The organism is Thauera mechernichensis (assembly GCF_029588855.1).
Lineage (GTDB): Bacteria > Pseudomonadota > Gammaproteobacteria > Burkholderiales > Rhodocyclaceae > Thauera > Thauera mechernichensis.
In genome coordinates, this window is sequence record NZ_JARQZE010000004.1 from 392049 (window position 1) to 403413 (window position 11365).

The following is an 11365-nucleotide window of genomic DNA, read 5'->3' on the forward strand; positions in this document are numbered from 1 at the left end:
TGGGCTCAGCCCTTGACCACCTGTGCGATCGCCTTGGCGACGTAGCCGATGTTCTTCGAGTTGAGCGCGGCCAGGCAGATGCGGCCGGTCGATACGGCGTAGATACCGAAGTCGGCCTTGAGCGTCTCGACCTGGGCTGCAGTCAGGCCAGTGTACGAGAACATGCCGCGCTGCTTGATCACGAACGAGAAGTCCTGCGCCACGCCTTCGGCCTTGAGTTGGTCGACGAGGCCGGTGCGCATCGCGCGGATGCGCTCGCGCATGCCGCCGAGCTCGTCTTCCCACATCTGGCGCAGCTCGGGCGAGGACAGCACCGCGGCGACGATGGCGCCACCATGGATCGGCGGGTTGGAGTAGTTGGTGCGGATCACGCGCTTGACCTGCGACAGCACGCGGCCCGCCTCTTCCTTGCTGGCGGTGACGATTGAGAGCGCGCCAACGCGCTCGCCGTAGAGCGAGAAGCTCTTCGAGAACGAGCTCGACACGAAGAACTGCAGGCCGCTGGACGACAGGGCGCGCACGGCCACGGCGTCGGCGTCGATGCCTTCGGCGAAGCCCTGGTAGGCCATGTCGAGGAAGGGAATCAGGCCGCGCTCACGACATACCGCCACGACTTCGTCCCACTGCGCGTCCGACAGGTCGGCGCCGGTCGGGTTGTGGCAGCAGGCGTGCAGCACGATGACCGAGCCGGGCTGCAGGCTGTCGAGCTTGGCCTTCATGGCGGCGAAGTTCACGCCACGGGAGGCGGCGTCGTAGTAGGGGTAGTTCTCGACCGGGAAGCCGGCGGATTCGAACAGTGCGCGGTGGTTTTCCCAGCTTGGGTCGGAGATATAGACGGTGGCGCCGGGCACCAGACGCTTGAGGTAGTCGGCACCGACCTTGAGGGCGCCAGTGCCGCCCAGGGCTTCGATGGTGACGGTCTGGCCGCTGGTGGCGAGTTGCGAGTCCTTGCCGAACAGCAGGCCTTGCACCGCGTTGTTGTAGGCGGCAGGGCCTTCGATCGGTTGATAGCCGCGCGGCGGCATGGCTTCGAGGCGGGCCTTCTCGGCAGCGCGCACGGCGGCGAGCAGCGGGATCTTGCCGTTGTCGTCGTAGTACACGCCAACGCCGAGGTTGACCTTCTCGGCGCGGGTGTCGGCGGCGAAGGCCTCGTTCAGGCCAAGGATCGGGTCACGGGGCGCCATCTCGACGGCGGCGAAGATCGAAGCGGACATGAGGACTCCAGTCGTTCCAGTAGGGCAGCGGTGGGTGCGCGTGGCGGGAACGGCGCCGGGCCGTGCCTTGTCACGCGATTTGGGAAATAATCGGTGTTTTAGTCCGGTCTCGCCGGGTGGCGATGCACCGGAATGGAGCGGGATTTTAGCATGACGAGTCAAGGCAATAGCGCCGGAAACGATGCGCCGCAGCAAGGCGGCAAGGTGATCGGTTTCGAGGGCAGCCCCTTCCGCCTGCATCAGCCTTTTCCGCCCGCGGGTGACCAGCCCGAGGCGATCCGCCTGTTGTGCGAAGGGGTGGAAGACGGCCTCATGTACCAGACCTTGCTGGGCGTGACCGGCTCGGGCAAGACCTACACCATGGCCAACGTCATTGCCCGCATGGGGCGCCCGGCGCTGGTGCTGGCGCCCAACAAGACGCTGGCGGCGCAGTTGTACGCCGAGTTCAAGGAGTTCCTGCCCGAGAACGCGGTCGAGTACTTCGTGAGCTACTACGATTACTATCAGCCGGAGGCCTATGTGCCTTCGCGCGACCTCTTCATCGAGAAGGATTCGTCGATCAACGAGCACATCGAGCAGATGCGCCTGTCGGCGACGAAGAGCCTGATGGAGCGGCGCGACGTAGTCATCGTCGCTACCGTGTCATGCATTTACGGCATTGGCGACCCGGTCGACTACCACGCCATGATCCTGCATCTGCGCGAGGGTGAGCGCATGGCGCACCGCGACCTCATCCAGCGCCTGGTGGCGATGCAATACACCCGTGCCGACATCGACTTCCGCCGCGGCACCTTCCGCGTGCGCGGCGACGTCATTGATGTGTTCCCGGCAGAGAACGCCGAACTGGCGGTGCGTATCGAGATGTTCGATGACGAGATCGAGCACCTGACCCTGTTCGACCCGCTTACCGGGCACCTCAAGCACAAGCTGGCGCGCTTCACGGTGTATCCGTCGAGCCACTACGTGACGCCACGCGCCACCGTGCTGCAGGCGATCGAGGCGATCAAGGATGAATTGCGCGAGCGTATCGAGACCTTTCAGCGCGAGGGCAAGCTGGTGGAGGCGCAGCGCATCGAGCAGCGCACCCGCTTCGATCTCGAGATGTTGAACGAGATGGGCTTCTGCAAGGGCATCGAGAACTATTCGCGCCACCTCTCCGGCCGAGGCCCCGGCGAGCCGCCGCCCACCCTGATCGACTACCTGCCGCAGGACGCGCTGCTCTTCATCGACGAGTCGCACGTTGCCATCGGCCAGGTGGGCGGCATGTACAAGGGCGACCGCTCGCGCAAGGAGAACCTGGTCGGCTACGGCTTTCGCCTGCCCTCGGCGCTGGACAACCGCCCGCTCAAGTTCGACGAGTTCGAGCGCCTGATGCCGCAGACCGTCTTCGTCTCTGCAACACCGGCGAAGTACGAGGCCGAGCACCAGGGGCAGGTTGTGGAACAGGTGGTGCGCCCGACCGGGCTGGTCGATCCGGTGGTTGAGGTGCGTCCGGCGATGACACAAGTGGACGACCTGCTCGGCGAAATCAAGAAGCGCCTGGCGGTGAATGAGCGTGTATTGGTCACCGTGCTCACCAAGCGCATGGCCGAGGACCTGACTGACTACCTCGCCGACAACGCGATCCGTGTGCGTTACCTGCACTCGGACATCGACACCGTGGAGCGGGTGGAGATCATCCGTGACCTGCGCCTGGGAGAGTTCGACGTACTGGTGGGCATCAACCTGCTGCGCGAGGGTCTGGACATCCCGGAGGTGTCGCTGGTGACGATCCTCGATGCGGACAAGGAGGGATTCCTGCGCTCGGAGCGCTCGCTGATCCAGACCATTGGCCGCGCGGCGCGCCATCTCCATGGTACGGCCATTCTCTATGCGGACCGCATGACCGATTCGATGAAGGCAGCCATCGGTGAGACCGAGCGCCGTCGCCAGAAGCAGATCGCCTTCAACGAGGCCAACGGCATTGTGCCCAAGTCGGTGAGCAAGCGTATCAAGGACATCATCGATGGGGTCTATGATTCGGATGGCGCCAAGCGCGATGCCGCACGCGTGGCGGAAAAGGACGCAGACTATGCGGTGATGGACGAGAAGGCGCTGGCGCGGGCGATCAAGCGCCTGGAGAAGGAGATGCAGGAGCATGCCCGCAATCTGGAGTTCGAGAAGGCGGCGGCGGCGCGTGACGAGCTGTTCAAGCTTCGCCAGCGAGCGTTCGGTGCCGACCAGCATGGCAGTGTTTGAATAACAAAAATGAGAGGAGGGGATGACATGACCAGGATCCTGTTCGTGTGCACCGGCAACATCTGTCGTTCGCCGACAGCCGAGGGCGTGGCGCGCCATTTCATCGAGACCGCCGGCTTGAGCGAGCTCGTCGAGGTCGATTCGGCTGGGACCCATGGCTATCACGCCGGCGAGGCGCCGGATCCGCGCACTCAGAAGGCAGCGAAGCTGCGCGGCTACGACTTGTCCGCGCTGCGCGCGCGCAAGCTCGAGGCGCGCGATTTCCAGGAGTTCGACCTGCTGCTGGCGATGGACCGTGGCCACCTCGAGATCATGCAGCGTCAGTGTCCCGAGGTGTATCGTCCGCGGCTCGGGTTGTTCATGCCTTACGCAGGTCCCGAACGGCTCGATGATGAGGTGCCTGATCCGTACTACGGTGGGCCGCGTGGCTTCGATGTCGTGCTCGACATGTGCGAACACGGCGTGAGGGGGCTGCTCGAGGCCGTCGTGGCCAGGGCCTGAGCAGTCTTCGGAAACGACAAGGCCATCCCGTGGGATGGCCTTGTCGCTCAAGCCCGCTTTGCTCGGGCGGGTGCGCGTGCGCTTACTTGCGCGTTTCCACCTGCTGCAGCGGCTCCTGTGCGACGAATGCGGCTGCACGAGGCTTGCGGCCCAGGCGAACCGGGGCTTCTACAGCGCCGGTGCCGAACTGGGCGCGCTTGGCCGGATCGGTTTCGATCTTGATCAGGCCGCCTTCAGCCGTGGCTGCAGGTAGCGTGATCGGGGCCGTTTCCGCCGGCGTTGCAGGGGCTTGCGCTTGAGCCGTGGCAGTTTGCACGACTTCCGGCTCAGCGGCTTCGACAGCGGATGCGACTGACACTGGCTGCCCCTCGACGGCTGCCGCAGGCGCTTCCGCCCGATGCGGCTCGTTGGTCGCAACAGGCTCGGCCTGCTCGCTCACCACCAAGGTCGGTACATCAGGGTCGATCTCAGTCCTTGCTGCGGAGTCGGCCTGAACTGCAGCCTGCGGTTCGGCCTGAGCTGCAGCCTCAGGGGCCGTCTCGGTGGCCGGCGCGGCTGGTTCGGCGGCTGCGACTTCAGCCTCTGCTTCGGCCTGCATCGCTACCCTGACAGGCAAGGGGGCTGCTGCGTTTTCCGCGAAGCGATCCTGAGCCTGCGGCTCGATGGTCTCCGGTTCGGAAACGGCAACCGGGAGTTCGGCCGGAGTCGCATCCGCAGCGGACGCAGCCGACTCGGCTGCAGCGCTGACGGGCGTCATGGCCTGCGCTTCGGTGGTCTCGCTTGCCACGCTCTCGACGGTCTCCCCCACGGCTGCAGGCGTAGCGGTTGCAGGTTCGTCGGTGGTGCCGGAAGCGAACTGAGCAGCGTCTGCGCTGGACTCGCCGGCTTCGCTGGTTTCGACTCCGTCCTGGAGGTCGGCGGCTTGCCCTTCGCCCGAGCGGCGGCCGCGACCGCGACCGCGGCGGCGACGCTTCTCGCTGGGGGCGCCGTCCTCGCCGGCAGGCGTGTCTGCGACCACCGTGCCGGCTGCTTCGGCAACCTGTACGCGCTCTTCGCTCACCACTGCAGCGGCAAGGCCAGCCGCGAGCTTCAGCTTGTCGTCGTCAGGTGCGCCCGTGCGCTGATCTACAGCCTTATCAGTACGTTCGGCTGCGTCCTCCGTCCGTTGGCCGCGCCCACGTCCGCGGCCACGGCCACTGTCGCTACGCTCGGACTTCTCTGTGGGCGCCGTGCTGCGCTGCGGCTTGTCGCTTTCGCTGCGTTCGCTGCGGCTGTTGCGGCCGTTCTGGCTTTCGCCGTCACGCTCGCTACGACGGCCGCGACTGCCGTTGCTACGACGGCCGTCACCACCATTGCTGCGCTCGCCGCGCGGGCGCGGCTCGCGCTTCGCAGGTGTTTCAGCTTCAGCCACGGGCTCGGCGGCCGGTGCCGGCTTGCTGCCGGCAAACCAGCCGAGGATGCGGGCGATGAGGCCCTTGCTCTCGACGGCGGCCGGGGCTGTGGGGGCCTCGGCGGCAACCGGTGCCACCGGCGCCGGCTGCGCAGGAGCGATACCCTTCACGGCCGCTTCGGGACGTGCCGGGCGGTCGTTTGCCTTTGAGGGCAGGCGCTCGTCGTCCTCGCTGGGCTTCTGCACCATCTGGTAGCTCGCCAAGGCGATGTCCTCGGCGTTGAGCTGGTCGTGACGCAGGCGGATGATCTCGTGCGCCGGCGTTTCGAGGTGGCGGTTCGGCACGATGATGAGCTGCACCTTGTGGCGCATCTCGATGCGGGCGATATCCACGCGCTTCTCGTTGAGAAGGAAGGTGGCCACGTCGACGGGCACCTGCAGGTGCACCGCGCCGGTGTTTTCCTTCATCGCTTCCTCTTCGAGGATGCGGACGATATGCAGCGCCGACGATTCGGTGCTGCGGATATGGCCAGTGCCGTTACAGCGCGGGCAGGTGATGTAGCTGGTCTCGGCCAGTGCCGGACGCAGGCGCTGGCGCGACAGTTCGAGCAGGCCGAAGCGGCTGATCTTGCCGGTCTGCACGCGCGCGCGGTCGTGGCGCAGGGCGTCACGCAGGCGGTTTTCGACCTCGCGCTGGTTCTTCGCCGACTCCATGTCGATGAAGTCGATGACGATGAGGCCGCCCAGGTCGCGCAGGCGCAGCTGGCGGGCGATCTCGTCGGCGGCCTCGCAGTTGGTACGGAAGGCGGTTTCCTCGATGTCCGAGCCCTTGGTGGCGCGGCCGGAGTTGACGTCGATCGATACCAGGGCTTCGGTGTGGTCGATGACCACTGCGCCGCCCGAGGGCAGATTGACCTGGCGAGAGTAGGCCGACTCGATCTGATGTTCGATCTGGAAGCGCGAGAACAGCGGCACGTCGTCGCTGTAGCGCTTCACGCGGGCGACATTGCCCGGCATCACATGGGCCATGAACTGCGTGGCCTGTTCGTAGATGTCGTCGGTGTCGATCAGGATCTCGCCGATGTCGGGCTGGAAGTAGTCGCGGATGGCGCGGATGACGAGGCTGCCTTCCTGATAGATCAGGAAAGCGCCGGCCTGGCCCTGGGCCGCACCCTCGATGGCGCGCCACAGTTGCAGCAGGTAGTTGAGGTCCCACTGCAGCTCTTCGGCACTACGGCCGATGGCTGCGGTGCGAGCGATCAGGCTCATGCCGCCGGGCACTTCCAGCTGGTCCATGTTCTCGCGCAGTTCGGCTCGCTCGTCGCCCTCGACGCGACGCGACACGCCGCCGCCGCGCGGGTTGTTGGGCATGAGCACCAGATAGCGGCCGGCCAGCGAGATGTAGGTGGTCAGCGCCGCACCCTTGTTGCCGCGCTCGTCCTTTTCGACCTGGACGATGAGTTCCTGGCCTTCGCGCAGGGCTTCACGGATGGTGGCCTTGCTCGCGTCCACGCCGGGCTGGAAGTAGGCGCGCGAGATTTCCTTGAAGGGCAGGAAGCCATGGCGCTCGGCGCCATAGTCTACGAAGGCCGCCTCGAGGCTAGGCTCGATGCGGGTGATCACCGCCTTGTAGATGTTGCTCTTGCGTTCTTCTTTTGCGGCCGATTCGATATCGAGGTCGATCAGTTTCTGACCGTCTACGATCGCGACGCGCAGTTCTTCGGCCTGCGTCGCATTGAAAAGCATGCGTTTCATTGGGATCGTTCTCCCGCGCAATTCACACGGGCAGGACGAACGGCGCGCACCATCGCGCTTTCCGGGATCAGGAGCGATTCTTGAGGACTGCTGCTTTCATCCGGTGTGTGTTCAGGGCTGTGATGGGTCGGCTGGTCGATATTCTCTTGACCCCGCCCGCCAGGCCGTTGAGGCCAGGCGGGCGGATCATTTGATCCTGCGTGTGCGTCTTGCACGTCAAAATCCAACCCGTGGGCTGGATGGGTATGTCGAAGTGGGTCTGTTGCGTTACCATCGGCGCCTTTTGGGCCTTGGATGGCTTGCAACGGTCAAGCCGGGAGCGCTCTTCAGGGCTCATTGCCAGCAGTCTGCGCGCATCGCCGGTGCAGATGTTTCGACCTGCTTTTGACGTCGACGCGCCGCACTTGGGTGGCAGCGACCGGGTTAACCGTGCAGAAGTATATTTCATGACGATGATTGATGGCAAAGCGATCGCAGTCCGGCACGAACGCATCGACGATGCGGCGGCTGGCCAGCGGATCGATAACTACCTGATGCGGATAGCGAAGGGCGTGCCAAAGAGCCACGTCTATCGGATCCTGCGCAGTGGTGAGGTCAGGGTCAATGGCCGCCGGGTCCAACAGACCTACCGCCTGGCCGAGGGTGACGAGGTGCGCATTCCGCCGCTGCGCGTCGCTCAGGCCGAGCGCAGCGCACCGGCGCCTGCCGGCAAGCCGCTTCCGGTCGTCTACGAGGACGATGCGCTGCTGGTGATCGACAAGCCGTCGGGCAAGGCGGTACATGGCGGCAGCGGGGTGAGCTACGGCGTGATCGAGCAGCTACGCGTGCAGCGTCCGGAGTTGCGTATGCTCGAACTGGCGCACAGGCTGGATCGCGAGACCTCGGGGCTGCTCATCGTTGCGAAGAAGCGCTCTGCACTTACCGCACTGCACGACATGATGCGCGAGGGTAGGGTGGAAAAGCGTTACCTGACGCTGGTGCCCGGGCGCTGGGCTAACGCGTTGCAACATGTGAAGGCTCCATTGCACAAGTATCTCACCGCCGAGGGTGAGCGCAGGGTGCGCGTCAGCGAGGACGGCAAGCCGGCGCACAGTGTCATGCGTCTGGTGCGACGCTGGCGTGATTACAGTCTGCTCGAGGTCGAACTCAAGACCGGGCGGACGCATCAGATCCGCGTTCATCTTGCTCATCTCGGTTTCCCGTTGTGTGGAGACGACAAATACGGCGATTTCGCTCTCAACAAGCGTCTCGAGGCCGAAGGGTTGAAGCGCATGTTCCTGCATGCGGCAATGCTGAGCTTCGCGCATCCGCTTACGGGCGAGGTGCTGTCCTTCGAGGCGGCGCTGCCTGTAGAGCTACAGGCGTTTCTGACGCATCTCGACATTCAGGAGAGGGGGCATGGCTGAGCGCTTCGATCTCATTGTCTTTGACTGGGACGGAACCCTGATGGACTCTGCCGGGGCGATCGTGCGCGCAATGCAGGCCGCTGCGCGTGACCTCGGTCTGCCTGAGCCGGCGGAGGATCGGGCGCGCTACGTGATCGGGCTCGGGCTGGTCGATGCGCTACAGCATGCCGTGCCGGAGTTGGCGCCGGAAGACTATGCGCGCATGGTCGAGCGTTACCGTCACCATTACCTGTCGCGGGATCATGAACTGGTACTTTTCGACGGGGTTGGCGACGTTCTGGGGGCGCTTTCTGAGCGCGGACACCTGCTCGGAGTGGCGACCGGCAAGAGCCGCCTGGGTCTCGACCGCGTCCTTGGGCGGACCGGGCTGGGGGCGTATTTCCATAGCACCCGCTGTGCGGACGAGTGTTTCTCCAAGCCGCATCCTGCCATGCTCGAGGAGATCATGAGCGAGCTCGGTGTACTGCCCGAGCGGACCCTGATGGTGGGCGATACCACGCATGATCTGCAGATGGCGAGGAATGCTGGCACGGCGGCGCTCGCCGTGAGTTTCGGTGCGCATCCGCGCGCGGCACTGCAGGCCGAGACGCCGCTGTCGTGCCTTGATTCCCCCCGCGAGCTGGTCGATTGGTTGCTTCGTGAGACGTGAGATTTGAGGCTTGGGGCGTGAGGCTGGCGCCCCGTCATTCAGCCGAGTAGAAGGTAGATCGCAGGCCGGCGGGCGATTGCCGGGCGCGCGGTCTTGCGCCAGTCCCGGATGCTGTGGGTGAGCAGCCAGGCTTCCGGCGTGCCGAGGTCGCAGCCGATGCACAGGCGGGTGTCTGGCTTGAGCAGCTTGAGCAAAGCATCAAAGATGCGCTCATTGCGGTAGGGGGTTTCGATGAAGATCTGCGTGCGCCCGCAGCGGCGGGATTCGTCTTCGAGGTTGCGTAGCGCGCTGTCGCGCTCCTGCTCGCCGACCGGCAGGTAGCCATGGAAGCAGAAACTCTGTCCATTGAGTCCCGAGCCCATGAGTCCGAGCAGGATCGATGAGGGGCCAATCAATGGCATCACCTGAATGCCAAGCGCATGTGCACGCGCGACCAATTTGGCTCCGGGGTCGGCGACTGCCGGACAGCCGGCGTCGGACATCAGGCCGACATCGTTGCCGGCGAGTGCGGGGGCGAGCAGCGCATCTAGGGTTGCGTTGGTGGTCAGCGGCTCGGTCGGCAGTTCGCGAACGTCGGTGTCCCGTAGCGGGTGCGGGTAGTCGAGCTGCTTCAGGTGTGCTCGTGCGGTGCGAGCCGTTTCGACGACGAAGTGACGTAGCCCGGCGGTGATCCGCTGCGCCTGTTGTGGCAGGAAGTCGGTCCATGGGGTTGCTTCGCCAAGGCTGACCGGGACTAGGTAAAGGGTGCCGTGCCGGGGGTCTGGAGTGGGTGCATTCACGGCAGTTGGAGGCCTTCGGCACGGAGCATGCGGGACAGTGCGATGAGCGGCAGCCCAATCAGTGCGGTGGGATCGTCGCCCGGCATGGCATCGAGCAGGGTGATGCCCAGTCCCTCGGATTTGGCGCTGCCGGCGCAGTCCAGTGGGCGCTCCCTGGCGACATAGCGCTCGATTTCAGCATCGCTCAAATCGCGAAAGCGGACTTGGGTCGGGACGCCTTCGACCTGCAGCGTACCGGTGCGCGTATTGAGGAGCGCGAGGGCGGTGTGAAAGGTGACGATGCGACCGCGCATGCGCTGAAGTTGTGCGATTGCACGCGCCTCCGTGCCCGGTTTGCCGAACACCTCGTCGCCCATGTAAGCGACTTGGTCGCTGCCGATGACGAGTGCGTCCGGCCAGCGCGCGGCCACGGCACGCGCCTTTGCAACTGCAAGGCGCTCTGCAGTGGCGGGCGGCGCTTCGCCCTCGAGTGGCGTCTCATCCGTTTCCGGGCGGTCGGTCTCGAACGGAATGTGAAGGCGTTCGAGGAGCGTGCGGCGATAGGCCGATGTGGAGGCGAGGACGAGCGTCATGGTGGTCTTTACAGAAGCGTCGAAAAAATAATATCATGCACGGCTTATGTCGCAACAAGGCATCCCTTCCCGGACGATTCCGGATCCCTTCAGGTTTGCTGCAGACGGCCGCTCCTTGGTGGGCGAGGTCGCTGTCGCGGACCTGTTGCGCCTGTCGGATGTGCTTGCGTCGCTCGAGGGCGCGCTCGCATGGCGGCTGGAAGGCTCCATGGTTCAAGGAGTCGTGGGGCTCGAGCCCAGGCTACGGTTGGTTGTCGAGGGGGAGCTTTCCCTCAGTTGCCAGCGCTGCCTCGGTGGGCTGTCGTGGGGCTTGAAGGTCGATAATGTCCTTCAGCCCGTACGGCCGGGGCAGGCGATTCCCGAGGGGGAGCTGGAAGACGACGAAGTGGATGCGATCGAGGTCGCTGCAGAGCTCGATGTCCTGGCATTGGTAGAGGATGAGATCCTGCTGGCCTTGCCGATTGCGCCACGGCATGAAAACTGCGAGTCGCCCCGAAGCATGGCTGGCTCGAACAAAGAATCGCCTTTCGCTGCGCTTGCGTCGCTGCGAGGCAGTCCCAGCGCGGAATAGGCGCGATATTTAGCTTTAGGAGCATTACTCATGGCCGTTCAACAGAACAAGAAGTCCCCCTCGAAGCGTGGCATGCATCGCGCACACGATTTCCTCACCGGCCCGGCGCTCGCCGTCGAGCCGACCTCGGGTGAAGTCCATCTGCGTCACCACATCAGCCCCAACGGCTTCTACCGCGGCAAGAAGGTCGTCAAGGTCAAGGGCGAGTAAGTTCAAGTCCCAGGTATCGAGGGCGGCGCATGGCGCTTGGCGCCTGCGCCGCCTTTTTTCCGACTCCAGTCTTCAAACAA

10 protein-coding genes are annotated in these 11365 nt (G+C 64.8%); 6 read left to right on the forward strand and 4 right to left on the reverse strand.

Features of this window, described 5'->3' with window-relative positions:
* Positions 1-5 precede the first annotated feature (5 nt).
* Positions 6-1214, reverse strand: coding sequence for an amino acid aminotransferase (locus P7F68_RS08600; protein WP_002930075.1), 1209 nt, complete (start codon positions 1212-1214; stop codon positions 6-8).
* A gap of 150 nt (positions 1215-1364) precedes the next feature.
* On the opposite strand from P7F68_RS08600, the gene uvrB reads away from it, so the two are divergent.
* Together uvrB and P7F68_RS08610 are read left to right on the forward strand one after the other, a co-directional pair.
* Entirely contained in the window at positions 1365-3452 is a 2088-nt protein-coding gene (gene uvrB / locus P7F68_RS08605; RefSeq protein WP_002930074.1) for an excinuclease ABC subunit UvrB, read from the forward strand.
* A gap of 27 nt (positions 3453-3479) precedes the next feature.
* On the forward strand, positions 3480-3953 hold the full coding sequence (locus tag P7F68_RS08610) for a low molecular weight protein-tyrosine-phosphatase (RefSeq protein WP_002930073.1): 474 nt from the start codon (positions 3480-3482) through the stop codon (positions 3951-3953).
* An 82-nt stretch (positions 3954-4035) separates the two neighbouring features.
* Here P7F68_RS08610 and P7F68_RS08615 read toward each other — a convergent pair whose 3' ends face one another.
* On the reverse strand, positions 4036-7098 hold the full coding sequence (locus tag P7F68_RS08615; protein ID WP_277832329.1) for an Rne/Rng family ribonuclease: 3063 nt from the start codon (positions 7096-7098) through the stop codon (positions 4036-4038).
* Positions 7099-7544: 446 nt separating this feature from the next.
* Here P7F68_RS08615 and P7F68_RS08620 point away from each other — a divergent pair, with 446 nt between their 5' ends.
* Positions 7545-8504, forward strand: a complete 960-nt coding sequence (locus P7F68_RS08620; protein WP_277832409.1) for an RluA family pseudouridine synthase — start codon at positions 7545-7547, stop codon at positions 8502-8504.
* Positions 8497-9153 (forward strand): HAD-IA family hydrolase, encoded by a 657-nt coding sequence (locus P7F68_RS08625; RefSeq protein ID WP_002940511.1) that lies wholly within the window; start codon positions 8497-8499, stop codon positions 9151-9153. Before P7F68_RS08620 ends, P7F68_RS08625 begins: the two co-directional genes overlap by 8 nt.
* 38 nt (positions 9154-9191) lie before the next feature.
* On the opposite strand, the gene P7F68_RS08630 is transcribed toward P7F68_RS08625, so the two are convergent.
* Together P7F68_RS08630 and P7F68_RS08635 are read right to left on the reverse strand one after the other, a co-directional pair.
* Positions 9192-9932, reverse strand: a complete 741-nt coding sequence (locus P7F68_RS08630; RefSeq protein ID WP_277832331.1) for an SAM-dependent methyltransferase — start codon at positions 9930-9932, stop codon at positions 9192-9194.
* Complete coding sequence (locus P7F68_RS08635) at positions 9929-10504, reverse strand: Maf family nucleotide pyrophosphatase (RefSeq protein WP_002940516.1); 576 nt, start codon at positions 10502-10504, stop codon at positions 9929-9931. Before P7F68_RS08635 ends, P7F68_RS08630 begins: the two co-directional genes overlap by 4 nt.
* 46 nt (positions 10505-10550) lie before the next feature.
* Here P7F68_RS08635 and P7F68_RS08640 point away from each other — a divergent pair, with 46 nt between their 5' ends.
* Entirely contained in the window at positions 10551-11075 is a 525-nt protein-coding gene (locus P7F68_RS08640; RefSeq protein ID WP_002940518.1) for a YceD family protein, read from the forward strand.
* Between the two features lie 30 nt (positions 11076-11105).
* Entirely contained in the window at positions 11106-11285 is a 180-nt protein-coding gene (gene rpmF, locus P7F68_RS08645) for a 50S ribosomal protein L32 (RefSeq protein WP_002930052.1), read from the forward strand.
* The last annotated feature ends 80 nt before the right edge of the window (positions 11286-11365 follow it).

Bases quoted from the DNA above. Each gene is read 5' to 3' on its own strand.
- P7F68_RS08635 (WP_002940516.1), bottom strand. From the start codon at position 10,504: ATGACGCTCGTCCTCGCCTCCACATCGGCCTATCGCCGCACGCTCCTC.
- P7F68_RS08640 (WP_002940518.1), top strand. From the start codon at position 10,551: ATGTCGCAACAAGGCATCCCTTCCCGGACGATTCCGGATCCCTTCAGG.
- P7F68_RS08625 (WP_002940511.1), top strand. From the start codon at position 8,497: ATGGCTGAGCGCTTCGATCTCATTGTCTTTGACTGGGACGGAACCCTG.
- P7F68_RS08615 (WP_277832329.1), bottom strand. From the start codon at position 7,098: ATGAAACGCATGCTTTTCAATGCGACGCAGGCCGAAGAACTGCGCGTC.
- P7F68_RS08600 (WP_002930075.1), bottom strand. From the start codon at position 1,214: ATGTCCGCTTCGATCTTCGCCGCCGTCGAGATGGCGCCCCGTGACCCG.
- P7F68_RS08610 (WP_002930073.1), top strand. From the start codon at position 3,480: ATGACCAGGATCCTGTTCGTGTGCACCGGCAACATCTGTCGTTCGCCG.
- uvrB (WP_002930074.1), top strand. From the start codon at position 1,365: ATGACGAGTCAAGGCAATAGCGCCGGAAACGATGCGCCGCAGCAAGGC.
- P7F68_RS08620 (WP_277832409.1), top strand. From the start codon at position 7,545: ATGACGATGATTGATGGCAAAGCGATCGCAGTCCGGCACGAACGCATC.
- rpmF (WP_002930052.1), top strand. From the start codon at position 11,106: ATGGCCGTTCAACAGAACAAGAAGTCCCCCTCGAAGCGTGGCATGCAT.